Annotated in this window: 23 protein-coding genes and 1 pseudogene; 14 read left to right on the top strand and 10 right to left on the bottom strand. The window is 60.1% G+C overall.

The annotated features are described in order from the left end of the window. Positions 1–151: 151 nt before the first annotated feature. Positions 152–4,006 (bottom strand): ATP-dependent RNA helicase HrpA, encoded by a 3,855-nt coding sequence (gene hrpA, locus AC3VI7_RS05375; RefSeq protein WP_489668843.1) that lies wholly within the window; start codon positions 4,004–4,006, stop codon positions 152–154. Positions 4,007–4,087: 81 nt separating this feature from the next. On the opposite strand from hrpA, the gene argA reads away from it, so the two are divergent. The 6 genes from argA to mobA all read left to right on the top strand — a co-directional run bounded on the left by argA (position 4,088) and on the right by mobA (position 8,802). Beyond that, entirely contained in the window at positions 4,088–5,425 is a 1,338-nt protein-coding gene (argA, locus tag AC3VI7_RS05370) for an amino-acid N-acetyltransferase (protein ID WP_489668826.1), read from the top strand. 14 nt (positions 5,426–5,439) lie between these two features. Further along, entirely contained in the window at positions 5,440–5,712 is a 273-nt protein-coding gene (locus tag AC3VI7_RS05365; RefSeq protein WP_489668827.1) for an oxidative damage protection protein, read from the top strand. Between the two features lie 75 nt (positions 5,713–5,787). After that, positions 5,788–6,123: an H-NS histone family protein gene (locus AC3VI7_RS05360; protein ID WP_489668828.1), complete on the top strand. Its 336-nt coding sequence runs from the start codon at positions 5,788–5,790 to the stop codon at positions 6,121–6,123. Positions 6,124–6,333: 210 nt separating this feature from the next. Continuing rightward, entirely contained in the window at positions 6,334–7,002 is a 669-nt protein-coding gene (locus AC3VI7_RS05355; RefSeq protein ID WP_489668829.1) for a C40 family peptidase, read from the top strand. Between the two features lie 35 nt (positions 7,003–7,037). After that, entirely contained in the window at positions 7,038–8,201 is a 1,164-nt protein-coding gene (moaA, locus tag AC3VI7_RS05350) for a GTP 3',8-cyclase MoaA (protein ID WP_489668830.1), read from the top strand. A gap of 13 nt (positions 8,202–8,214) precedes the next feature. Continuing rightward, positions 8,215–8,802: a molybdenum cofactor guanylyltransferase MobA gene (gene mobA, locus AC3VI7_RS05345; RefSeq protein WP_489668831.1), complete on the top strand. Its 588-nt coding sequence runs from the start codon at positions 8,215–8,217 to the stop codon at positions 8,800–8,802. Here mobA and plsY read toward each other — a convergent pair. Further along, on the bottom strand, positions 8,774–9,433 hold the full coding sequence (plsY, locus tag AC3VI7_RS05340) for a glycerol-3-phosphate 1-O-acyltransferase PlsY (RefSeq protein ID WP_489668832.1): 660 nt from the start codon (positions 9,431–9,433) through the stop codon (positions 8,774–8,776). The two genes, mobA and plsY, sit on opposite strands and share 29 nt — an antisense overlap. A 118-nt stretch (positions 9,434–9,551) precedes the next feature. Here plsY and AC3VI7_RS05335 point away from each other — a divergent pair, with 118 nt between their 5' ends. Continuing rightward, complete coding sequence (locus AC3VI7_RS05335) at positions 9,552–10,040, top strand: DUF4124 domain-containing protein (RefSeq protein WP_489668833.1); 489 nt, start codon at positions 9,552–9,554, stop codon at positions 10,038–10,040. Here the strand turns inward: AC3VI7_RS05335 and AC3VI7_RS05330 are convergent. Together AC3VI7_RS05330 and AC3VI7_RS05325 are read right to left on the bottom strand one after the other, a co-directional pair. Beyond that, positions 10,037–10,333, bottom strand: a complete 297-nt coding sequence (locus tag AC3VI7_RS05330) for an RnfH family protein (RefSeq protein ID WP_489671416.1) — start codon at positions 10,331–10,333, stop codon at positions 10,037–10,039. The two genes, AC3VI7_RS05335 and AC3VI7_RS05330, sit on opposite strands and share 4 nt — an antisense overlap. 1 nt (position 10,334) lies before the next feature. After that, positions 10,335–10,781 carry a type II toxin-antitoxin system RatA family toxin gene (locus AC3VI7_RS05325; protein WP_489668835.1) on the bottom strand — a complete coding sequence of 149 codons (447 nt, stop codon included), beginning with the start codon at positions 10,779–10,781 and terminating at the stop codon, positions 10,335–10,337. Positions 10,782–10,825: 44 nt separating this feature from the next. Here AC3VI7_RS05325 and smpB point away from each other — a divergent pair, with 44 nt between their 5' ends. Further along, complete coding sequence (gene smpB, locus AC3VI7_RS05320; RefSeq protein ID WP_489668836.1) at positions 10,826–11,290, top strand: SsrA-binding protein SmpB; 465 nt, start codon at positions 10,826–10,828, stop codon at positions 11,288–11,290. Here smpB and AC3VI7_RS05315 read toward each other — a convergent pair. Then, complete coding sequence (locus AC3VI7_RS05315) at positions 11,260–12,456, bottom strand: PLP-dependent transferase (RefSeq protein WP_489668837.1); 1,197 nt, start codon at positions 12,454–12,456, stop codon at positions 11,260–11,262. The genes smpB and AC3VI7_RS05315 overlap by 31 nt on opposite strands. A gap of 34 nt (positions 12,457–12,490) precedes the next feature. Then, complete coding sequence (rimO, locus tag AC3VI7_RS05310; protein WP_489668838.1) at positions 12,491–13,915, bottom strand: 30S ribosomal protein S12 methylthiotransferase RimO; 1,425 nt, start codon at positions 13,913–13,915, stop codon at positions 12,491–12,493. Positions 13,916–14,018: 103 nt separating this feature from the next. Between rimO and AC3VI7_RS05305 the strand changes: the two genes are divergently transcribed. Then, a complete protein-coding gene (locus AC3VI7_RS05305; RefSeq protein WP_489668839.1) occupies positions 14,019–15,326 on the top strand; it encodes an Hsp70 family protein in 1,308 nt (435 codons plus the stop codon). A gap of 52 nt (positions 15,327–15,378) precedes the next feature. Here AC3VI7_RS05305 and AC3VI7_RS05300 read toward each other — a convergent pair whose 3' ends face one another. Next, complete coding sequence (locus tag AC3VI7_RS05300; protein WP_489668840.1) at positions 15,379–15,771, bottom strand: hypothetical protein; 393 nt, start codon at positions 15,769–15,771, stop codon at positions 15,379–15,381. A gap of 81 nt (positions 15,772–15,852) precedes the next feature. On the opposite strand from AC3VI7_RS05300, the pseudogene AC3VI7_RS05295 reads away from it, so the two are divergent. After that, a pseudogene (locus AC3VI7_RS05295) lies at positions 15,853–16,194 on the top strand (cytochrome-c peroxidase); the annotation flags it as partial. Here AC3VI7_RS05295 and trhP read toward each other — a convergent pair. Both trhP and AC3VI7_RS05285 read right to left on the bottom strand, forming a co-directional pair. Continuing rightward, positions 16,195–17,610 (bottom strand): prephenate-dependent tRNA uridine(34) hydroxylase TrhP, encoded by a 1,416-nt coding sequence (gene trhP, locus AC3VI7_RS05290; protein WP_489669542.1) that lies wholly within the window; start codon positions 17,608–17,610, stop codon positions 16,195–16,197. It abuts the pseudogene before it with no gap. A gap of 40 nt (positions 17,611–17,650) precedes the next feature. Continuing rightward, positions 17,651–18,640 carry a hypothetical protein gene (locus tag AC3VI7_RS05285; RefSeq protein ID WP_489669543.1) on the bottom strand — a complete coding sequence of 330 codons (990 nt, stop codon included), beginning with the start codon at positions 18,638–18,640 and terminating at the stop codon, positions 17,651–17,653. Between the two features lie 127 nt (positions 18,641–18,767). Here AC3VI7_RS05285 and AC3VI7_RS05280 point away from each other — a divergent pair, with 127 nt between their 5' ends. Genes AC3VI7_RS05280 through AC3VI7_RS05265 form a run of 4 tightly spaced genes read left to right on the top strand, consistent with a single transcriptional unit; the run spans position 18,768 to position 23,432 of the window. Next, entirely contained in the window at positions 18,768–19,907 is a 1,140-nt protein-coding gene (locus tag AC3VI7_RS05280) for a hypothetical protein (protein WP_489669544.1), read from the top strand. After that, entirely contained in the window at positions 19,904–21,574 is a 1,671-nt protein-coding gene (locus AC3VI7_RS05275) for a vWA domain-containing protein (protein WP_489669545.1), read from the top strand. Before AC3VI7_RS05280 ends, AC3VI7_RS05275 begins: the two co-directional genes overlap by 4 nt. Next, positions 21,574–22,251 carry a hypothetical protein gene (locus AC3VI7_RS05270; RefSeq protein WP_489669546.1) on the top strand — a complete coding sequence of 226 codons (678 nt, stop codon included), beginning with the start codon at positions 21,574–21,576 and terminating at the stop codon, positions 22,249–22,251. Before AC3VI7_RS05275 ends, AC3VI7_RS05270 begins: the two co-directional genes overlap by 1 nt. Continuing rightward, positions 22,248–23,432 carry a toxic anion resistance protein gene (locus AC3VI7_RS05265; RefSeq protein ID WP_489669547.1) on the top strand — a complete coding sequence of 395 codons (1,185 nt, stop codon included), beginning with the start codon at positions 22,248–22,250 and terminating at the stop codon, positions 23,430–23,432. Before AC3VI7_RS05270 ends, AC3VI7_RS05265 begins: the two co-directional genes overlap by 4 nt. Here the strand turns inward: AC3VI7_RS05265 and tsaD are convergent. Further along, positions 23,429–24,466, bottom strand: coding sequence for a tRNA (adenosine(37)-N6)-threonylcarbamoyltransferase complex transferase subunit TsaD (gene tsaD / locus AC3VI7_RS05260; RefSeq protein WP_489669548.1), 1,038 nt, complete (start codon positions 24,464–24,466; stop codon positions 23,429–23,431). The two genes, AC3VI7_RS05265 and tsaD, sit on opposite strands and share 4 nt — an antisense overlap. Between the last annotated feature and the right edge of the window lie 116 nt (positions 24,467–24,582).

Here is a 24,582-nt window from a genome sequence, read left to right as displayed (position 1 = left end):
GGGTCATCGCAACTCCACAGAGAAACAAAAACGTACTTTGTGTGACGTCTGTGCGACGTCTGTAAAGAGCGCAAGAATACTTCGCCCCATGCCATAGGCTGAAAAAGGGGCCGAAATATTCAGCCCCTTACAACCATAAATCCCCATCTGATCAAGATCCGGTCACCTGGGACCACACCTTGTCGAGCCGTTTGACACTCACGGGCTGGGGCGTGCGTAGTTCCTGCGCAAAGAAACTCACCCGCAACTCTTCCATCAGCCAGCGGTACTCCACCAACCGAGCATCGGTCACCCCTTTGAGTTCAGCCACGCGGCGGGTGTAGCGCTGCTCAAGCGGGCGCAGTTCTGCCATCTTCTGGGCGTCACGCACGGCGTCGGTGCGCAGCTTGTCGAGCCGCAAGGTGACCGCCTTCAAATAGCGCGGCAAATGCTGCAACTGCGCCCACGGCGTCTGCGCCACAAAGCGTTTGGGGATCAGGCGCTGCAACTGCGCTTGGATGTCCTCACTGACTTCCTTGGACGCCCGGCTGTCTTTGAGTTTGCGCAGCGCAGCGGCGTAGTCGATCAGGATCAGGCCGGCGTTGCGCGCCACTTCTTGGGCAATCAGATTCAGGCGGGCACGCCCTTCTTGGAGGCTGCGCTCGAAAGCAAAGCGGTCGGTGGGCAGCGGATCAGTGAGGAAAGCCCGGTCCAGCGCCACGTCGATGATCTGCCCACGCAATTCCTCCAACGTCCCCAAAGGCATATAGGCCATCACCATCTTTTGCAGATCGGGGATGTTCTTCTCAAGGTACTTGAGCGGCTCCTTGATCTGCAAGGCCACCAGCCGCCGCAGCCCCGCACGGTGCTTGAGTGCGGTCGCTTCGGGCTCATCGAAAACCTCAATCTCAACGTGTGTGCCTTTGTCGATCAGGGCCGGAAAGCCGATCAAGGTCTGACCCGCTTTGCGGATTTCCATCAGCTCAGGCAGCTCGCCGAAAGTCCAGGCGGTGTAGGCCTGTGGCGCTGCTTCCACCGCACTGGAAGGCGGGAGCGTCGGCTGAGGTGGTGAGGGCGATGACGAGGTTGGCAACACGCTCGCCACCACCTTCAATGCCGCCAAGGCTTGAAAAGCTGAACGGGCCTGGCCGCCCAGTTCGGCTTTCAAAGTCGCAATCTGCCGGCCCATGCCGAGCTGGCGACCGTGTTCATCCACCACGCGGAAGTTCATGAACAGATGCGGGGCCAGCATCTCGGGCTTGAAGTCGTTGCGCTGCACGGCCACTTGGCTGCGCTCACGCACCATTTTCAAGAGCCCATCCATCAAGTTGCCTTGGGCAAAGTCGTGCAGCTCAACAAACTCGGCCACAAAACCCGGCAAAGGCACCAACCGCGCCCGGGGTTTCTGATGCAGGCTTTTGAGCAAGGCCAGCAACTTGGCGTCCAGCATGCCTGGCACCAGCCAGTCGCAGCGCTCCTCGCTGACTTGGTTCAAGGCATAGATCGGCACGGTCACCGTCACGCCGTCCTTGGCGTCGCCGGGCTCGTGCAAATAGCTGGCCGCGCAATCAATGCCACCAAGGCGAATCGTCTTGGGGAAGGCACTGGTGGTGATGCCCGCCGCTTCGTGGCGCATGAGCTCGTCACGCGTCAGGTGCAGCAACTTCGGGTTCTGCCGCTGACCCTCGCGGTACCAGCGCTCAAAGGTGGCCCCGCTCACCACCTCCGCCGACAACTGCGCGTCGTAGTAGGCAAAGATCAGCTCATCGTCCACCAACACGTCTTGGCGGCGCGACTTGTGCTCCAGCTCCTCGACTTGGGCAATCATCTTGCTGTTGTGGGCCAAGAACGGCAGCCTTGTCTCCCACTCACCGTTGACCAGCGCTTCACGGATAAAGATTTCGCGCGCGGCTGGCGCATCCACCTTGCCAAAGTTCACCCGCCGGTTGCTGTAGACGACCAGCCCATAGAGCGTGGCGCGCTCCAGCGCGATGACCTCGGCGGCCTTCTTCTCCCAGTGCGGCTCCAGCAATTGAACCTTGAGAAGATGCCCGGCGATCTGCGGCAGCCACTGCGGCTCAATCGCCGCCAAACCTCGGCCAAACAACCGCGTGGTATCGACCAACTCGGCCGCCACCAGCCAGCGGCCTGGTTTTTTCGAGAGGTGTGCGCCCGGATGACGCCAGAACTTGATGCCACGCGCACCGAGGTACCAATCCTCGTCGTCCGACTTGCAGCCGATGTTGCCCAGCAGCCCGGCCAGCATCGCTAGGTGCAATTGCTCGTAGCTGGCTGGTGCCTCATTGAGCCGCCAACCGTGCTCAGCCACAACGGTGTGCAACTGACTATGGATGTCGCGCCACTCGCGCACCCGGCGCGGGTTGACAAAGCTCTCGCGCAGACGCTGTTCCTGCTGGCGGTTACTCAGCTTGTGGGCCCCTTCGGCATGCCCTCGGCCCTCTTCCAGCCATTGCCACAGCTTCAAGTAGCCCACGAACTCGGACTTCTCGTCATCGAACTTCTTGTGCTTTTCGTCGGCCGCTTGCTGGGCTTCGAGCGGCCGGTCGCGCACGTCTTGGACGCTCAAGGCGCTGGCAATGATCAGCACCTCGCTCAGGGCTTGCCGGCTGCGGGCCTCCAAAATCATCCGTCCGACACGCGGATCAAGCGGCAACTTAGCCAGCTCTTTGCCCATCGGTGTCAACTCATTGAGCTCGTCCACCGCGCCCAACTCAGACAGCAAGGCATAGCCATCGGCGATGGCTTTGCGGGGCGGGGGCTCGATGAAGGGGAAGTCATCCACCAGCCCCAAATGCAACGCCTTCATGCGCAGGATCACCCCGGCCAGCGAGGAGCGCAAGATTTCTGGGTCGGTAAAGCGCGGACGCCCAGCAAAGTCCTTCTCGTCGTAGAGCCGGATACAGATGCCGTTGGCGACCCGGCCGCAACGGCCCGCGCGCTGGTTGGCAGCGGCTTGGCTGATCGGCTCGATCTGCAACTGCTCGACCTTGTTGCGGTAGCTGTAACGCTTGACGCGCGCCAAGCCCGCATCGATCACGTAGCGAATGCCGGGCACCGTGAGCGAGGTTTCGGCCACGTTGGTCGCCAGCACGATGCGCCGACCGTGGCCGGTCTCGAACACTTGGTCCTGCTCAGCCTGCGAGAGCCGCGCAAAAAGCGGCAGGATTTGGGCGTTGCGATTCAGCGGCTGGTGGCTGAGGTGCTTGCGCAGGTGGTCGGCGGCCTCACGGATCTCGCGCTCACCCGGCAGAAAGACCAAGATGTCCCCGCCCCCTGGGCCGCGCCAGAGTTCATCCACCGCATCGGCGATGGCGTCGTTCAGATCGAACTCGCGGCTTTCTTCAAAGGCTCGCCAACGCTGCTCGACCGGGAAAGTCCGACCGCTGACCATGATCACCGGAGCCGGCCCCTTGGCGGACGCGAAATGCTGGGCAAAGCGGTCAGCGTCGATGGTGGCCGAGGTGACGATCACTTTCAGATCGGGGCGGCGAGGCAAGATTTGTCGCAGATACCCAAGCAGAAAGTCGATGTTGAGACTGCGCTCGTGCGCCTCGTCGATGATCAGCGTGTCGTAGGCCTTGAGCAGCGGATCGGTCTGCGTCTCGGCCAGCAAGATGCCGTCGGTCATCAGCTTGACGGATGCGCCCGGTTGCAGGCGATCCTGAAACCGTACCTTGTAGCCAACCACCTCGCCCAGCGGCGACTTCAATTCATCCGCGATGCGCTTGGCCACCGAGCTGGCCGCAATCCGGCGCGGCTGGGTGTGACCGATCAAGCCGTGGCCCCCCTTTTCCCAGTGACCCCAGCTGCGCCCGAGTTCGAGCGCGATCTTGGGTAGCTGGGTGGTTTTGCCAGAGCCCGTCTCACCGCAAACGATGATGACTTGGTGCTCTTGCAACGCTCGGGCGATGTCCTCTCGCCGCGCCGAGACCGGCAAGGCCTCGGGGAAATGGATCGGTGGAATGGGGTTGGCAACGCGTCTCGGACGAGATGCGGCTGGCGGCAATGGCTGGAATTTATCAATACTCACGGTGGCAATTATCCTGCCCAACCAGACCGGCCAAGCTCAGGCACAATTCCGGCCACGATGAGCCTGGTCTTTCCCCATACTTTTGTCCCTTGGTTTCGCGCCGTTGCGCCGTATATCCACGCCTACCACGGCAAAACTTTTGTCGTGGCGATGGCGGGTGAGCTGGTGTCAGCGGGGAAACTGAATGTTTTCATCCAAGATCTGTCCATTCTTCACGCCATGGGGATCAAACTTGTGCTCGTGCATGGTTTCAGACCCCAAGTGAATGAGCAGTTGCGCACCAAAGGACACACCTCGCGCTTTCACGACGGCTTGCGCATCACCGATGCGGTCGCCTTGGATTGCGCACAAGAAGCCGCCGGCCAATTGCGCTTTGAAATCGAGGCCGCTTTCTCACAAGGATTACCCAATACCCCGATGGCGAATGCCACGGTTCGGGTCGTTTCGGGCAATTTCCTCACCGCTCGGCCCGTGGGCATCGTCGATGGCGTGGATTTCATCCACAGCGGTGTCGTGCGCAAAGTCGATGGCGGTGCGATTCGCAAAGCCATCGATATCGGTGCGTTGGTGTTGTTGTCGCCTTTTGGCTTTTCGCCGACCGGCGAGGCCTTCAATTTGACGATGGAGCATGTCGCCACCTCCACAGCGATTGCGCTTCAGGCCGACAAATTGTTGTTCCTGACCGAAGTGCCCGGTATCCATGAAGACATCAACGACCCAGAAAGTCCGATTGATACCGAATTGGCTTTGGCGGATGCAAAACGCCTGCTGGCGCGCCTACCCATTCCAACCCAGCCAACAGATACCGCTTTTTATTTGAGCCATTGCGTCAAAGCTTGCGAAGGCGGGGTTGAGCGTTCACATATCCTGCCCTTTGGCGTGGATGGGGCCATTCTTCAGGAAGTATTTACCCACGATGGCATTGGCACGATGGTGGTCGATGAGAAACTCGAAAGCCTGCGCGAGGCCAACAGCGATGACGTGGGTGGCATCGTGGCCTTGATTGAACCTTTCGAGCGCGACGGCACCTTGGTGAAACGAGATCGCAATGAAATTGAGCGCGACATCGCCAGCTATACCGTCATTGAGCACGATGGCGTTATCTTTGGCTGTGCAGCGCTTTATCCTTACCCAGAGGGTCGTACCGCTGAAATGGCCGCCCTGACTATCTCTCCCCAAGTGCAAGGTCAAGGTGACGGTGAACGTATTCTTAAACGGATTGAGCAACGCGCCCGCGCTCTTGGGTTGGAAAGCATTTTTGTGCTGACCACCCGTACCATGCACTGGTTCATCAAACGCGGCTTCCAGCCGGTCGATCCGAGCTGGTTGCCCGAAACCCGTAAACGCAAATACAACTGGGATCGACGCTCCCAGATACTTGTTAAAAAAGTCTGAGAAGGATTCAAACCATGACACGTACTGTTCAATGCACCCTGCTCAAAAAAGAAGGCGAAGGCTTGGACTTCGCCCCGTATCCCGGCGCTTTGGGGCAACGGATTTACAACAGCATCAGCAAAGAAGGGTGGCAACAATGGCTTCGGCATCAGACCATGCTGGTCAATGAGAATCGCCTCAATCTGGCTGATGCACGGGCTCGTCAATATCTTGCTCGACAGATGGAGCGTTATTTTTTTGGCGAAGGTGCCGATCAACCGACCGGATACGTGCCTCCCTCGGCTTAATTTAAGGCAAATCGGGTTGAGTTCCACCATAGATTCAACTAGAATCGCGCCAACCTAAAACCTATTGGAATTTTCATGGCCACTTATCAAGAACTCGTCGCTCAGAAAAACGCCCTCGAAAAACAGCGCTCTGACCTCGAAAAACAAATCAATGATGCCCTGCGTAGCGAACGCAGCGGCGTGATCTCGCAGATCAAGACATTGATGGCCGAGCACGGCATTACCGTTGCTGACCTGACGATCAAACCGACACGTCAAGGTAAGTCGGCACCCGTTGAAGGTGTTCGTAAGGTAGCGCCTAAATTCTGTGACCCCGCAACCGGCGACGCTTGGTCGGGTCGTGGTTTGCAACCGAAATGGCTCCGCGCCGCCCTTGCAAACGGTCGCAAGATTGAAGAATTTGCTATCTAAGCGGGCATAACACGCTCTAGCCGAAAAGATTATCTCCTCTTAAGAAGAGAAGTCTCAACAAGCCACCTTCGGGTGGCTTTTGTTTTATAGATACTTTTTTGATACCCAAAGAAGCGATTCATCGCAATTTGACAGGAATGCGTGATTGACATCACGAACTGCGCCCCCTATCCTCGCGACCTTGTTGAGCAACCTCCTACGATGGGCTCTATGAATTTCAAGCATTTGCTCGTGTCGTGCTGCGTCGCTTTAACGTGGTACATCTCACCCGCCGTTGCGGCACCTGAAGCCAGCCAGCCAACCCATAGCTTTTGGCAAGACGCCGATATGCTCAAGGACGCCTTGCCGGGTGCCACTGCCGTGATCGAGCAAGTGCGCGATAAAGCTTCCGATCTGGTGCTGGGTTCGATGAACTTCCTCGGGGTTCCCTATCGACGTGGGGGCAACTCGGAATCCAATGGGTTTGATTGCAGCGGCTTCACACGCTATGTCTTCGAGCAAAGCTTGGGGCGCTTATTGCCCCGTCGGGCGGCTGAACAAGCCAACGATCCATCGCTGCTCAATATTCGTAGTGATGATCTAAAACCAGGCGATTTGGTGTTTTTCAACACCATGAAACATGCTTTCTCGCATGTCGGCATTTACGTCGGCGAAGGCAAGTTCATCCACGCACCACGCACCGGCAAGGCGGTTCAAGTCGAAGATATGCGTCAAGCCTATTGGAGTCAGCGATTCAATGGTGCGCGGCGTGTGCCCAGTTTGTCAGCAGCCTTGCCCGCCGAATCTTCAGCATCGTCGTCGATTGACTTCTTCAGTCAGTTGGTTCAAGCCGCACCGGCCCTGCCCACCCTCGGTACCAAGGCGACAAATACCCCCTGATGCATCCATGCCGACTCATGGGCACAATCGACCCCATGAGTCAACGCAAGATCATTGCCATCCAGGATGAACGAATCAGCGCCCGCGTGCTGATCGCCCCTCATGACACCGAACCCACGGCACACCGGCCGTGGACGGACCGCTTGGATCGTCCCTTACGGGATTTGCGCATCTCCGTCACGGATCGCTGCAATTTCCGTTGCAGCTACTGCATGCCCAAGGAGGTGTTCGACAAAGAGCACCGCTTCCTGCCACACGCCGACTTGTTGAGTTTTGAGGAGATCACCCGCCTCGCTCGGGTACTTGTCGCGCAAGGTGGTGTGCGCAAAATCCGCCTCACAGGGGGTGAGCCGCTGCTGCGACGGCATATCGAGAACCTCATCAGCATGTTGGCCGAGTTGCGCACCCCCGAAGGGCACACGCTTGATCTGACCATGACCACCAATGCGTCCTTACTGGCTCGCAAGGCGATGAGCCTCAAGGCCGCAGGCCTGCAACGCGTCACGGTCAGTCTTGATGCCTTGGACGATGCGGTCTTCCGGCGCATGAATGACGTCGATTTTCCGGTCGCCGACGTGATGGCTGGGATCGATGCCGCCTTGAGTGCCGGCTTGGGGCCCATCAAGATCAACATGGTGGTCAAAGGGGGCACCAACGATGATCAGATCGTGCCGATGGTGCGTTACTTCCGTGAACGCCACGGCCACAACGTCACCCTGCGCTTCATCGAATACATGGATGTGGGCAGCAGCAACGGCTGGCGCATGGATGAGGTCATGGCCTCCGCTGAAGTGATCCAGCGCATCTCTGCCGTGTATCCGCTGCACCCCATCGCTGCCAGTCAAACCGGAGAAACCGCCAGTCGCTGGGCCTTTGCCGATGGCCATGGTGAGGTGGGAGTGATCAGCAGCGTCACCCAAGCTTTTTGCCACGACTGCAACCGTCTACGGCTTTCCACCGACGGCCATCTCTACACCTGCCTGTTCGCCACCCAAGGTCACGACGTGCGCTTCATGCTACGCAACGACTCCGACGATGATCGTCTTGCCGGTGTCATCGCCCACCTTTGGCAGCAGCGTGACGATCACTACTCGGAGCTGCGCCAAGCACAACCCTCACAACCATCACAACCCGCCGAATCCACTGAATCCACTGAACCGAGCTCACGCCGCATTGAGATGAGTTACATCGGCGGCTGAGGGTCCGAACCCCATGTTGTCCCCACAAGACATCACCGGACTCGTTTTGGCGGGCGGCGAAGGCCGACGCATGGGTGGCGTGGATAAGGGCTTGCAGCTTTGGTGCGGTCAACCCTTGGCCCAACTCGCCTGCCAACGCCTGCAACCGCAGGTCGGCCCCTTGGTCATCAGCGCCAATCGTCACCTTGAGATCTACCGCACTTGGGGCTGGCCGGTGGTCGTGGATGAATGGGTCGATGGCAGGCTTGATTTCCAAGGTCCCTTGGCGGGATTGCTGGTGGGACTACGCCACGCCGAAACACCTTGGTTGGTGAGCGTGCCCTGTGACGTACCGCTGTTTCCCACGGATTTGGTGGTCCACCTTGCGCAGCACGCCCACACCGGAGCCCAAGACACCGTCATCGTGGCCCGCAGCCCAGAGCGGATTCACCCAGTGTTTTGCCTCTTACCCACGGCGTTGGCGCAGGATCTGCAAGAGTTTCTCGATGGTGGCGAGCGGCAGGTCCAACGCTGGATGCGGCGTCACTCAATCATTGAGGTTGATTTCGAGACGCCGGGGTGCTTTCGCAATCTCAATGTTTGTGATGATTTGAAGGCTTAACCATCGCAGCCTTCTGACCAATGCGCCCTTCCGTGCCCTTGATCAGCTTGGCGATGTTGCCTTGATGCCGCCACACCAAGATCACGCTCATGATCACGATCGGGAAGGTCGCCGCCGACGGACCCCAGACCATCACGTGCAGGAGCGGTGCAGCCAAGGCAGCGATGATCGCCGCCAGCGAGGAGTAGCGCGTCACAAAGGCGACGGCCAACCACGCGCCCAAAACAGCCAAGCCCAGCCAGATATTCAAAGCCAACAGCACGCCCGCAGCGGTCGCCACGCCTTTGCCGCCTTCAAATTTGAAAAATACCGGCCACACATGACCGATGAACGCGGCCAAACCCACCCACGCCAAGGTGCCCTCGCCCAAGCCCACATTCAACTGGGGGATCAAAGCCGCCGCGATCAGCACCGCAAGGGTGCCTTTCACAGCATCCAACACCAAGGTGAGGATGGCGGCCTTCTTGTTGCCCGAGCGCAGCACATTGGTGGCCCCCGGATTGCCTGAGCCGTAGGAGCGGGGATCCGACAAGCCCATCGTGCGGCTGACAATCACCGCGAAAGACAGAGATCCCATCAAATAAGCGACCGAGGCGAAAGCCAAGGTCCAAGCCAGCGTCGTGAGCGTCATCGCAGCGGTGTGTGTTCAGTTTGCAACAGTCGCGCAGTGTAAGCTGGACACAAGCACAGTCCTCAGCGCGCATACACTGAGGGCCTGAATAACCGGGTTTCCCCCGATAATTGATGTGATGATGAGACAAGTCCTGAAGGTTGGCGTCCTGATCGCCGCCGCCTGTGTTCCCTTGCTGGTACAAGGCCAGTGGAAGTGGCGTGACAACGAGGGTCGCACGCAATACAGCGACCGCCCACCACCGCGCGGTACAGCAGACAAGGACATCCTGACGCGCCCCGCTAACGCTGCTCGGCAGGTTGCTGAGCCGCCACCTGCCGCCGCCAGCGCCGCAGCGGGCCGTGCGGCATCCAGTCCAGAAGTCGCTCGTCGCGCCAGCGAAGCCGCTTCATCAGCCCACCCCAACGCCAACAAAGCCGAGGAAGCGCGTCGTCAACAGCATCGTGCAGACAATTGCCGTCGCGCTCAAGAATATGCCCGCACGCTTGACGAAGGTCAGCGTGTCCAGCGCGTCAACGCCCAAGGCGAGCGGGAGTTTTTGGATGACAGTCAACGCGGCAATGAACGTGACAAGGCCCGACAAGTGATCGAGAGCGAATGCTCTTAACGCGGCTGCTTTCGGGGCCGCGCTTGGGCGTTGTAGCGCAGGCGGCGTGATTCTTTCGGATCCACCCGCAAGGGCCGCAGGATCTCCACCCGGTCGCCAGCGCGCACGGCATGGTCCAGCGTCACGAGCCGGCCCCATACAGCGACCACGAGATGCACCAGCTGTTCGGGATACCGTTGCGGCAATCGACTCGCAACCACAGCATCCGCCACCGTACTGCCTTCAGCCAAGCGCAAATCGACCTGATCGACTTGGCGCGCGCTCGGGCTGTAAATGACACAAATCGGGATCAAATCAGCGCGGCCCGTAGACTTGCTGCGCCCGGGCGACGAAGGCATCGACAAAGGTGTTGGCGATGCGATCAAACACGGGGCTGACGACCACTTCGAGTGGCCGACTGGCAAAGGCATAACTCAGATCGAAATCGACTTTGCAAGACCGCTGCCCTTGAGCGCCGATGGGCGTGAAATGCCAAGCCCCTTCGAGCAATGAGAACGGCCCATCGACCAACTCCATGGTTACGAGCTCAGCCGGGCGATGGATGTTGCGCGTGGTGAACGCATGATGCACACCCGCGTAAGACAGGTGTAACTTGGCGGTCATGCCCAAGTCGTCCTGAGCCAAAATTTCGGCGCGTTGGCACCAAGGCAAGAACTTCGGGTAGTCCTCAACCCCGACCACGAGGTCGTACATCTCGCTGGGCGAGTACCAGAGCAGAACTTGTTTTTTGACGTGCTTCATACAATCGCGCCATTGTAGAGAGAAGAATCCAGAGAACCATCGCCATGAGCATCGCTGAGAACCGCAAAGCCCACTTCAACTATCACATCGAAGAACGCTTCGAGGCCGGCATCATGCTGACCGGCTGGGAGATCAAAGCCATTCGCGCGGGCCAAGTCCAGCTGACCGACGGCTATGTGGTCGTCAAGAGCGGCGAGCTGTTCTTGATCGGTGCCCGCATCAACGCCCTGCGCAGTGCCTCAACCCACGTCAAGCCCGAACCCGACCGCACCAAGAAGCTCTTGATGCACAAAGACCAGATTCGTCGGCTGATCGGCAAAACCGACCAGAAGGGTTTCACCTTGGTGCCGCTCAACCTGCACTACAAGGGCGGCTTGGTCAAAGTCGATATTGCGCTGGCCAAGGGCAAGGACTTGCACGACAAGCGTGAAACCGAAAAGTCACGCGACTGGGAGCGCGAAAAGGGCCGCCTGATGCGTCACAAGGTCTCGGGCCCCACCAAGGACTGAAGCACCGCCAGCGCTTGGGCCAAGTCGGCGATCAGGTCATCGACCGACTCCAAGCCAATGCACAGCCGCACCAAGGTGCCTCGGTAGGGTGTGGGCAGGCGGCGCATTTGGGCGGCCTCGTAGGGCACCGCCAAACTCACCGGCCCACCCCACGACCAACCGATGCGAAACAGCCGCAAGGCATCGACAAAGGCATCGGTTTGCGCTTGAGAAAAGCGCGGATCGATCTCGACCGTCACCAGCCCAGCAGCGGCCTGACACAGCGCGGCCCAATGCGCGTGACCAGGGGCCCCAGGCAAAGCGGGATGCAGCACGCGCACAAAGGTCTTTTGGGTACAGCACCAAGCGGCGATGCGCCGGCAAGCCGCATCTTGGGCGGCGTAACGCAGCGCCAATGACGGCAGCCCGCGCAGCACCGCTTCGACGTCATTCATGCCCACACCCACGCCTGAGCGGCTGTGACACCACGCCAAGCGTTGGTAGAGCGCGTCGTCCCGACAAGCTATCGACCCCATCAACACATCTGCCCCCCCCGAGGGGTACTTGGTCAGGGCATGCACCGTCAGATCAACGCCACCCTCGCCGCCCAGCTCAAAGGCGTTGAAAGCCAGCCCCGCCCCCCAGGTGTTGTCCAGCGCAATCACGGCTTGCGGCGCACGTTCACGCACGCAGCGCACCAAGGCGCGCAGGTCGGGGAACTCCAGCGTCACCGAGCCCGGCACTTCGAGCCAGACCAAGCGGGTGGCGGGCGTGAGCGCCGCCGCCAGCGAGGGCAACTGCATCGGCTCGTAGAGCCGATGCGCAATGTCCCACTGCACCAGTTCGTGCGCAGCAAAACTGAGGCTTGGGCCGTAGACGTTGTCCGGCAGCACCACCTCGTCGCCCGCCTTGAGCAAGGCCATGTCCACCAGCGTGATGGCCGAGAGCCCGCTCGGGGCCAAGAGCACGTGGCGCGCCCCTTCGAGCGTGGCCAGCCGGGCCTCCAGCGTGAAGGTGGTCGGTGTGCCGTGCAGACCGTAGGTGTAGGCGCTCTTGTCGTCCCAACGGCGCGCACGCAAGGCGGCCACGTTTGGAAACAACACGCTGCTGGCCTTGAACACACCGGGCGGCACCGCTTCAAAGTCCGCCGGGGGCGTGTAGGGATGATGAATCAGCGAAGTGGGCATGGCGCAGTCCTGGAAGGGCTCGATCAGAGGCCGATCAAATGGGCAATGCGATCAAGTCATGGCCTTCGGCCGCGACGATGCGCGCCCGGGTGAATTCACCCACCTTGAGCTGCTTGCTGATCTTCTCGGGCGGCAGCAGGCGCACGGTGCCGTCGATCTCAGGCGCATCGGCAAACGAGCGCCCCACCCCACCTCGGCGGCCCATGGCCGGTGCGCTGTCCACCAGCACTTGCATGGTCGCGCCGATGCGGCGCTTGAGCTTCTCGGTCGAAACACTTTCAGCCACCGCCATGAAGCGCGCCCGGCGCTCTTCGCGCACAGCGTCCGGCAGCGCACCCTCAAGGGCGTTGGCTGGGGCTCCTTCGATGGGCGAATAGGCAAAACAGCCCGCGCGGTCGATCTGGGCTTCTTTCAAGAAGTCGAGCAGATACTCAAACTCCGCCTCGGTCTCGCCAGGGAACCCAGCGATGAAGGTCGAACGCACCACGATCTCGGGGCAGATCTCGCGCCACTTCAACAAGCGTTCCAGATTCTTCTCGCCGCTGGCTGGGCGCTTCATGCGCCGCAGCACGTCAGGGTGCGCGTGCTGGAACGGCACGTCGAGGTAAGGCAACACCAGCCCTTCAGCCATCATCGGCACGATCTCATCGACGTGCGGATACGGGTAGACGTAGTGCAACCGCACCCAAGCGCCGTGCTGCTTGGCCAGCTCGCCCAGCTGCGCCACCAAGTCCAGCATCTTGGTCTTGACGGGCTTGCCGTCCCAAAAGCCGGTGCGGTACTTGACGTCCACGCCGTAGGCCGAGGTGTCTTGACTGATGACCAACAGCTCTTTGACCCCACCTTCAAACAGCGCGCGCGCTTCGCTCAGCACATCGCCCACGGGGCGCGAGACCAAATCGCCGCGCAGGTTCGGGATGATGCAGAAGCTGCAACGGTGATTGCAGCCTTCGCTGATCTTCAAGTAGGCGTAGTGCTTGGGCGTCAGCTTGATGCCCGCACCCTTGATGCCACCGGGCACCAAGTCGAGGAAAGGATCGTGCGGCTTGGGCACGTGCAGGTGTACCGCGTCCATCACCTCTTGGGTGGCATGCGGTCCGGTCACGGCCAAGACCTTGGGGTGGATCTGGCGCACCAGGTTTTCACCGCCTGCGGCCATCTTGGCCCCCAAGCAGCCGGTGACGATCACCTTGCCGTTTTCGGCCAAGGCCTCACCGATGGTGTCGAGGCTTTCCTTGACCGCATCGTCGATGAAGCCGCAGGTGTTGACGATCACCAGATCAGCGCCTTGGAAGGTCTTGCTGGTGGTGTAGCCCTCGGCCGAGAGCTGGGTCAGGATCAGCTCGGAATCGGTCAGCGCCTTGGGGCAACCCAGCGATACAAAACCGATGCGCGGTGCCGAAGAAGTTGCCGAAGGCGTTGACGAAAAAGAGGATGGGGAAGATGCAATGTTGCTCATGGGGCGGCATTGTCCCCGAGATGGCCTCAGCTCGCCCACGTATGATGCGCGCCCCTTCCTGTCCACCATGCTCGCCCGCATGGCTGATCCGATGACTCACCCGATGACTGATCCCGCCCTCGCGTTCTGCGCCATTGACTTTGGCACCTCCAACTCGGTCATCACGGTGCCCCACCCCACGCAGCCCGGTGCCATGCAACTGGTGCCGCTCGAACAAGGCTTACCGACCATGCCGACCGCTGCCTTCTACTTGGCAGAAGGGCCGGACTTGCAGAACCTGCCCCGTCTGTACGGCCGGGCCGCTGTGGCGGCCTATGTCGAAGGCATGGAAGGCCGCTTGATGCGTTCGATGAAGAGCGTGCTCGGCTCCAGCCTGATGGATCAGCCCACGGATGTCGGTGCGGGGCGCTTGGTGCGCTTTGCTGAAGTGATCGGTAGTTATCTGCACCACCTCAAATCGGCTGCTGAAAAGCAAGCCGGCCAACCGCTGCACCGGGTCGTCATGGGTCGGCCGGTCTATTTTGTCGATGGCGACCCGGTACGCGACGCCCAGGCCGAAACCTCGCTGGCCGAAGCCGCTGCGGCGGTCGGCTTTGAAGAGGTCCACTTCCAGTTTGAGCCGCTAGCCGCTGCCTTCCACTACGAAGCCCAGATCGACACCGAGCGCTTGGTGTTGGTGGCCGACATCGGCGGCGGCACCTCCGACTTTTCGGTGGTGCGTGTCGGGCCGCAGCAGCGCCAGCGCTTGGATCGGCGTGAAGATGTTTTGGCCAACCACGGTATTCACATCGCTGGCACCGACTTTGACCGCCGCATCGAGCTGGCCAGCATCCTGCGCGAGCTGGGCTTTGGCGCGATGGGCCCCTCCATCCACGGCAAACCGCCGCGTGAAGTGCCCAGCCGGGTCTATTTCGATCTGGCCACATGGCACTTGATCAACCCGCTCTACCGCCCGCAACGCATCCACGAAGTGCGGACCATGAAGGGTGACTACGCCAACCCGAAGCACCACAGCCGGCTGCTCAAAGTGCTGACCGATCAACTCGGCCACGATCTGATCGGCCGCGCCGAACGTGCCAAGATCGAAGTCGCCGCTGGCGGCAACACCCAGATCGACTTGGGGCTGGTGGAACGCGGCTTGGTGATGGCCTTGGACAGCGCCCAAGCCTTGGACGCCCTGCGCAGCGACATCGACCGCATCACCCACGCCGCCCTTGAAAGCGTCGCCATGGCCAACTTGCAGCCTGCGCAGATCGACGCCATCTACTTCACCGGCGGCTCCACCGGCCTCAAACCGCTCACCGAAGCCCTCGCCGCCAGCTTCCCCACCGCCCAAGCCGTCCACGGCGAACGCCTCGCCAGCGTCGCCACCGGCTTGGGCCTCTTCGCGCAAAGGCTGTTTGGGGGCTAAATCAAAAACTCACTGAGCGCTTTTGAAGCGCCCTTGGTGGCATGGAGGCGGACTATTCCCCTTCGGGCCGACGCTCGGGCGGCTTTTCGGTGACGGGGTTGGCCATCCTCCACGCAATGCGCCGTTCACGCTCCTTTTCTTTTTTGTAACTGTCCACGCCCATAAACCCGATGACCGTGGCTGCGACGAACATGATCAGATAGGTGCTGAATTCCACATCAAGCCGTCTGATCCGTTCATCGTCACTCAGGGTCAGGTAGAACAGCAGTCCGTACAGCAGCGCGCTGAATATAAAAAGCAACTCTGCGGGCAGGACAGACAACACCGTGAAAACGCCCATAGCGGCACCCACCTCTAGATCCTCTAAATTTTTTGGACCTGTTTCCGGGCGATCTTTCGGCAACGGCTGTGATTCTTGCGAAGACTTCTCAGGTGGCATGTTCATGGATGGACCTCTCTCAGGAGGTTTCCATCCTGCGCCCACTCGCGCCGGCCGCACTGATGCAGATCAGCCTAATGACCTCCCTCGTTCCAGAAAATGGGTGCGGTCCAACCGTACAAAACCACCAACACCGCCCAAGGCCGTATCGGTGTCACGGGCCAAGAAGCCGATCGCAACTATTTCAAAGTGCCGACCCTGCGCAACATCGAGCTGACCTATCCGTACTTCCATGACGGTTCGGTCAGTACCTTGCCCGAAGCCGTCGATACGATGGGCCGCGTGCAATTGGGTCGTCAGTTCAGCGCCGATGAAAACGCCAAAATCGTGGCCTTTCTGAAGACCCTAACCGGCGATCAACCCCGCATCAGCCTGCCCATCCTGCCGCCATCCACCGCCAGCACACCTCAACCCGTACCGTTCAACTGATCACACCATCCGCGCCACCAAGGCCCCTTCGCTGGGGCCGTCGAGGGGGATCCAGACGCGGTGGGGGCTGCCGGGGGCGACAGTGATGGCGTGGCCGTCGGCGTTTTGCATGGCGCTGAGTTCGATCAGGCGATTACCGCTGGGATGGATGATTTCTAGGCGATCACCGACGCTGAAGCGGTTCTTGGTTTCGACCTCAACCCAACCATCGGCGCGTTGGGATTTGACTTCGGCGACGAACTGGCTGCGGTGCATTTCAGAGTGACCACTGATGTAGTTCTGATAGTCATGGCTCGGGCGACGTTCCAAGAAGCCAGCGGTGTAGCCCCGGTTGGCCAAGCTTTCCAGCTCCAGCAGCAGCTCAGGGTTGAACTCGCGACCGGCCATGGCATCGTCGATGGCGCGACGATAGATCTGCGCCGTGCGCGAGACGTAGTACTGACTCTTGGTGCGGCCCTCGATCTTGAGTGAATCGACGCCGATCTTGACCAGCCGCGCCACGTGCTCAACCGCGCGCAGATCCTTGCTGTTCATGATGTAGGTGCCGTGCTCGTCTTCCATCACCGGCATGAGTTGGCCCGGGCGCTGGCTTTCTTCCAGCAAATACACCTTGTCGGCCAGCGGATGGCGTGGGCTGCCGCCACAGGCCGCAAAGGCGCTTTCGTCTTCCTGCTGCGCCTGGGCGAAGTTGAAGTCTTCCGCCATCTTGACCGGCTGCACCTCGCCCACATCGTTCTCGTCGCTGGCATTTTGGGTCTTGTAGTCCCAGCGGCAGGCGTTGGTGCAGGTGCCTTGGTTGGGATCACGCCGGTTGAAATAGCCCGAGAGCAAACAGCGGCCCGAGTAAGCGATGCACAGCGCACCATGCACGAAGACTTCGAGCTCGATGTCGGGGCATTCGTTGCGGATCGCTTCGACCTCATCGAGGCTCAGTTCACGCGACAAGATGATCCGGGCCACGCCGACCTTTTGCCAGAACTTGACCGAAGCCCAGTTGACAGTGTTGGCCTGCACCGAGAGATGGATCGGCACTTCGGGCCAACCGCGCTCCATTTGCTCGCGCACCATCATGATCAAACCGGGGTCGGCCATGATCAGCGCGTCGGGCTTCAAGGCGATGACCGGCTCGATGTCGCGCAAATAGGTGCGCACCTTGTCGTTGTGCGGCAGCAAGTTGCTGGTGACGAAGAACTTCTTGCCACGCGCGTGCGCCTCACCGATCCCTTGGGCAATCTGCTCCAAGCGGAATTCGTTGTTGCGCGCCCGCAAGCTATAGCGCGGCTGGCCCGCATAGACGGCATCAGCGCCGTAGTCATAGGCCGCCCGCATCTTGGCCAGCGAGCCGGCAGGCAGGAGGAGTTCGGGGGAGCGAGTGGGGGTAGACGGGGTATTCACCCCGCGATTATCGGGGCTCATCCCACGCCACGGTCCCAAAGGGCCTTCGGGCCTGTCACGGTCACTCCTTGGGTGCTTCACTCGGGATGGTCGCTTGCAGGTTCCTGGTTTTCTCTTCCTCGTCATTCAACACCTCTTCGGCACGCTTAAGCAGCAAACCATAGGCATGCTCGGACAACAGCCCAGCAGCAAAGGCCAAGAGGTAAAGCGTTTCGTTGCGCACGAATTGGATCGGGGCGCTGGACAAAAGAGAGTGGGCCGCCAGATCAAGGACAAACATCGCCAGCGCCATAAACATGCCCAAAATAGGTCGGAATATATAGGCCGACAAATCAGCATTTTCATTGGGCAGAAGATAATCTTTTGTCAAGAAAATTAGGCTGCCAAAAGCACCCAACACCAGCAAGATGGTGAAAGTATCCATCAGCTTGATTTTTTTATTGTCAGCATCTGCTCGCTCTGCATAATCAGACATCCATAATTTAACGTCCAACGGAACATCAATCATTTCCACCAAATGATCGTTCACAAAATATTTTGGCACCATGTCTTTGTAGGCGATGGCCTTTTGATCTTTTTTGTCCGGGCTCAACGCTTGGGCGATCAAAATATCGCGCACATTGCTGAATAGGCTGATGTAAGCGTCATCTTCCACCGTCATCCGATGGCTACCGCCCGCAGAAGTTGCAACATCCTTGATTTGTGGATCAATTTTTAGATTTTCATACCCAATCGCCCGGAGCATCGATTCAATCGGTGGACTACCGCGCGAATTCAAGTCATTTTCAACAATGAAACAATGTAAGCGGCTGCCCACACTGGATCGACAGGCCTCCAAACTGTGGGCATCACTGGAAATGATCTGATTCACCGACATCCGAGAAATGATGTTGGCGATTCCAAAATAAAGCGCATACCACGATGACACGGAAAGGACCACGATCCAGCCCATTAAGATGATGCCTTTGGCCAACTTGAGTGAATATCTTTCAACCCAAGAAAACCAAGCCAGCCACGGCAAGGATGAAAAAAGTTGTTTTCTCACGTTCATGGCATGCCTCCAAAGAAGGTGGCATCGTACTTGAGCCACCTCATCCACCGTGCAGATAGCGTTGACCGAAGTCCGAGCTGAAGGGGATACTGCCCACAAAGCCCCCGTAAACACAAGGATCTTGACGATGACCATGACGACTGCAAGACGGGCAACGATCACTTTGGCCCTCCTCGCGGCTTTTGGCGGGGCTCTTTTCTTGGCCCTGCGCGGTGAAAAACAGGTGCAGCACGACAAGGTTCAGCAAGCGGCAGATATCGCCGCCACCGTGACCCTTAAAGGGCTGATCGCGGTCGATGTCGAGGGCTATTTCAAGGATGAGCGCGTCACGCGCCTCTTGGCGGCCAAACACATGGTGGTGAACGTGACCCGCGTGGGCAGCCGCGACATGGCGGCCAAAGTGGTCGCAGGCGGAACGGGCCCCGACTTTCTCTTTTCCTCAGGCGTGGTCGCCGCCAATCAAATCGTCGATGCCGCCACCCAAGCACATTTGAGCGCCACACAGATCACGCCCTTTCACTCGCCCACCGTGATCGCCTCTTGGGAGCCGATTGCCAAGATTTTGGTGGCCAACGGCTTGGCCAAAGCACTTGCACCCAAGGTCTACAGCGTGGACATGGCACAGCTCACGCAGCTGATGCTGGCGCGCAAGAAGTGGAAGGATCTGAAAAGCTCGGAGGCCTACCCCGTGGGCCGCAGCGTGCTGGTCTCGACCACCGACTTGCGCCGCAGCAACTCCGGCGCGCTCTGGCTGGCGCTGACCAGCTACGCCTTGAACGGCGATGTGGTGAGCGACCGCCCCACCGCGCAGCAGATGGCACAGAAGCTGGCCGAACTCTTCAAGCGGCAGGGTTATCAAGAGAACTACGTCAACGGCAACTTTGACGACTACGTGGCCATTGGCCTGGGCAAAACACCCATGGCGTTCATCTATGAAAACCAACTGGTGGCCTATGCCCTCGCCAAGCAAGGCGTGGGGGCTGACATGGTGCTGATCTACCCGCAGCCGACCATCGTCAACAAGGAAGTGTTTGTGGCCCTCAATGAGCGCGCCAAAGCCTTGGGCGAATTGCTGGCCAGTGACGCGGATCTGCAAGGCTTGGCGGTGCAGTACGGCTTTCGCATCGCCGATACCGAACGCTTTGTCGCCGCCGTCAAACCCACCGGCTTGGCCGTCGAACCCCGCCTGACCCAAGTGGTGGACCCACCGGCTTACAGCCTGATGGCGGAGATGATTGAAACGGTTGCCAAGGAGATGACCCAATGAAAACCCCGCGCTGGCTGGCAATCGCCGCCTTATTTGCCTTGGCTCTCTTAGCTACGGCCTGCGATAAAAAGGATCCAGCGACCGTTGCAGCCCCTGCAACGCAAGCCGCACCGGCCGTGCAAACCACGCTCAGCGTGCTGGCCACCAGCGATCTGCGCGACATCGAACCCTTGGCCGAGATGGTCGGCAAGGCCACCGGCGTGCGCTTGCAGTTCAAGTTTGGCGGCACGATGGAAAGCACCGAGGCAGTCCTCAACGGCGCTTCGCAAACCGACGCCGCTTGGTTTGCCAATGCCAAGTACCTGCTCTCCAGCCCGCAAGGCCAAGGCCGCGTCAAGCTGCAAGAAAAAATCATGCTCTCGCCCATCGTGGTGGGCGTGAGTGAATCGGACGCGCATCAGCAAGGCTGGGACAAGGCCGATCTGAAGCTGACGTGGAAAGACATCGCCAACGCCGCTAAAGCCGGCAAGCTGAACTACGCCTTGGCCAACCCTGCCACCTCCAACCAAGGCTTTATGGCCTTGATGGGCGTGGTGGCAGCGGCCGGCGGCAAAGCAGAAGCGCTCACCGCTGCGGACGTGGACCGGGGCGCGATTGCTGACTTTCTCAAGGGCTACAAGCTGCCGGGCGATAACTCGACTTACCTGTCAGAGCGCTTCATCCAGCAACAAGGCAGCCGCGTCAATGCGTTCATCAACTACGAAAGCTGGCTGCTGAGCCTGAACGCCAGCGGCAAGCTGCGCGAAAAACTGGTGCTCATCCACCCCTTTGAAGGCGTGAGCACCGCCGACTACCCGCTGATGCTGCTCAACGAGGCCAAGCGCGAGGCGTTCCTCAAGGTGGTTGAGTACCTCAAGGGCGACGAAGCCCAGACGTGGCTGGCGCGCCAAACCCTGCGTCGGCCCATCCAACCGGACGTGGCTGCACGGGTCGAAGACATCTTGCCGCGCCAAGGCATGCAGATTGAACTGCCCTTCTCGCCCGACCGTGCCTTGGCCGATGGCCTGATCGCGGCCTATTTGAACGAATTCCGCACGCCCATTGCCAGCACCTTTGTGCTCGACACCAGCGGCAGCATGAACGGTGAGAATCGCCGCCAGCAACTGGTCGATGCCATCCAGTACATCGCCGGAGCGGACGCCTCCCTCACCGGCCGCATCGCCAAACTGACCAACCGCGAACGCTTGTGGCTGCAACCGTTCTCCTCATCACCCTACGGACTGACTGCTTTTGAGATCCCTACCGGAGCCGCCACGACCAAGGGCGTGCAGGAACAAAGCGACAGCGCCGCCAAGCAAAAGGTCTTGGCGGACGTACGTGGCTTTGCTGATCATCTAGAGATGAAGGGCAGTACCGCCCTGTACGACACGGTGCTTATGGCGCTCAAACACATGCTGGAAGAGCGGCAAAGCCACTCCGGGTTTCAGTACTCGGTGGTGGTCTTCACCGATGGTGAAAGCAACGTCGGGGGTCGGATCGAAGATTTCCGCACCAGCTACGCGGCGCTGCCCGAAGACGTGCGGGCGATTCCGGTGTTTTGGGTGCTGTTCGGCGAAGCGAACGAGGCCGCGTTGAAAGATCTGGCCAAACTGACCGGCGGGCGGGTGTTTGATGCACGCAAGACCCCTCTTTACAGCGTCTTCAAAGACATCCGGGCGTATCAGTGATGGGTGCTCATGGATTCGGCCTGGGTCTGTCCACGGTGGGTTTGTTCGTTTGGTGGTGGCTAGATGGCTCGTCGAATATGCCCATGGTTTTGGGCGTAGCGGTAGTGGGTTATGGCGCGGGGTTTGTGATCGGTGGGCTGTGGTTGGGCTTTCCATCGTCCAACACCCAGCAAGATTGGCACCCCTTGGCCTTCGATGACGACGGCAGCACCCGCGAGGTGATGGAGCGCGCCTTGGCGGGCGTGCGCAGCCTGACGCAATTCAACCCCGACAACCGCATCCCGGCCAGCTTGCAGGCGCGGGTGTTGGCGCTGTGCAAAAACCTCGACGCCCTGCTGGCGCAGTGGGAGCGTTCGCAGGGCACCTTGTCGATGGAGCACAGCTTTCACGCGCGCCACATCGCTATCAGCTATCTGCCGGAGATGCTCAACACCTATTTGGCCATTCCGGCCAAGTTCGCCACCACCCGTGTGCTGGACAACGGCAAGACCGCTGCGCAGATCTTTGAAGCCTCTTTGGCGGAATTGGAAACCGAGGTCAGCCAACTGGGCGATGACTTGGCGGCCCAAGACGCCCACGCTTTTTTGGTTCACTCGACCTTTCTCAAGCAAAAATTTGCGCCCCAAGGCCTTGAGGCCCCGGCGCTCCATCTGCCATCCAAGGAACCCAACCCATGAGCGCTGCTCCCGCCTTCACGCTAGAACCGCCTGAAGTTCTCACACCCGTCCCGGTCGAATCGGCCCGCGAAGCCGTGCCGCTCAAGGCGGAACTGAAAGCCCAAGTCGATGATCAAGTGCTGCGCTTTATCGACGCACTGAGCACCGAAGACCTCCACTCCGACGCCTTTCGCAGCCGACTCGACAGCGCCTTTGCGCTGGGCAAAGAAGAAATCTCGAACGCCTCCAACCTGATGCAGGGGCGCTTCATGCAGCGCAACTTCGTCGGCGTCGAAGACTCGCCGGCGTTCAAAGCGATCCAAGATATCCGCGCCCAGCTCGACGAGCTCAATCCCGGCAACGAAGGCGATTTGCTGCAACCGCGCAAGCTGCTCGGGCTGATCCCCTTTGGCAACAAGCTGGAGGCTTATTTCCAGAAGTACCAAGGCGCGGCGGAGCAGATCAAGACGTCGATGAACCAGCTCTACGCCGCACGCGACGACATGCAAAAAGACGTGATCGACATCGAAGCCACGCGCGCCAAGCTCTGGGAAGCGATGACCAAACTGGCCAGTGCAGCCCGTTTTGCCACCCAACTCGACACTCGCCTCGACGAAAAAGTCCGCAGCCTGGAAGCCAGCGACCCACAGCGCGCCCAAGCGCTGCGCCAAGAGGTGCTGTTCTACGCCCGCCAGAACCTGCAAGACATCCAGACCCAGCAAGCGGTGTGCGTCAACGGCTACTTGGCGCTGGATGTGCTCAAAAAAACCGGGCGCGAAATGATCAACGGCTGCACCCGTGTCGCCACCACCGGCATGAGCGCCCTAGCGGTGGCCCAAACCGTGGCCCGCGCCACCGGCAATCAGATCAAAGTGATGGAGATGCTCTCGGGCGTCAACGCCACCATCGGCAACTTGATCAGCGAAACCGGCCGCCAACTCAACCAACACGTCGAGCAAACCACCCAGTTCGCACAGAACCCGATGCTGGGCATCGACAAGATCAAAGAGATGTTCGACCAGACCTTTCAGGCCATGGACACGATGGACAACTTCCGCACCCAAGCCATCGAGGTCATGGGGCAAAACAACGCCATGATCCGCGACCAACTCACTCGCGCCGATGGCTACCTCGACCGCACCCGCCAACAACAGGCGCGTGAGGCAGCAACCGGAATCACGGGCGGGCCGGTGAATCTTTAAAGATCATCAAGGGGCCAGCGCGGCTTGACGTTGAAGTCGTATGCGCGGCGTGCTTCGGCCCGACCCGTTTGCAGGCGCATCGCTGCCGCCATGGCGATCATGGCGCCGTTGTCGGTGCAGAAATCAAGCTCGGGGTAATGGACGCGGATACCGCGCCGAGCGCACTGCTGGTTCAGGTCAGTACGCAATTGCCGATTGGCCCCCACGCCGCCAGCCACCACCAAGCGCTTCAAGCCGGTCTTCTTCAAGGCAATGAGCGACTTGGCCACCAAGACTTCGACAATCGCCGCTTGGGTGGAGGCCGCCAGATCAGCGCGGGCTTGGACGTCGCCCTCAGGCAAACGCCCCAACTGGGTCCAAACCGCTGTTTTGAGCCCGGCAAAGGAGAAGTCCAGCTCCTCGCCGCGCAGCAAAGGCCGGGGCAATTTGTAGGCTTTGGGGTTGCCCGACTCGGCCAGCCGCGCCAAGGCCGGGCCGCCGGGATAACCGAGACCGAGCATCTTGGCCGTCTTGTCAAAGGCCTCGCCGGCCGCGTCGTCGATGGTTTCGCCCAGCAAGGTGTACTCACCCACGGCGGTTACTTCCATCAGCTGGGTGTGGCCGCCGGAAACCAGCAAGGCGACAAAGGGAAACTCAGGGGGATCGGCCGAGAGAAAGGGCGAGAGCAAATGCCCTTCAAGGTGATGCACGCCCAGCACCGGCCGATCCAGCGCCAGCCCCAGCGCACAGGCAAACCCAGCACCGACAAGCAAGGCCCCGGCGAGTCCGGGGCCGCGTGTGAACGCCACCACGTCAATGTCGGCTTGGGTGCAGGCCGCTTGCGCTAGGGTTTCACGCAGCAACGGCATCACACGACGGATGTGATCGCGTGAGGCCAATTCAGGCACCACACCGCCGTAGGCTTGGTGCATCTCGATTTGACTGAACAAGGCGTGACCGCGCAGCACAGGCCGCAGCGCAGGCCCAGCCGTGTTCAGTTCAACCAGCGCCACGCCGGTTTCATCGCAAGAGGATTCGATGCCAAGGATCAACATAGGGTGGGCAGTGTAGGCAATATGAATCGCAGTTCAATCCTTGTCTCTGCGACCACCCATGCCAAGGGCTTGGAGCGATTTTTTGCGCCGCTCCTTGCGCTTGGTGTCATGGACTT

The sequence above is a fragment of the Leptothrix toolikensis (SeqCode) genome, from assembly GCF_057922285.1.
Note: the sequence above shows the minus strand (reverse complement) of the source record. Positions and strands in the feature narration are given on the sequence as shown.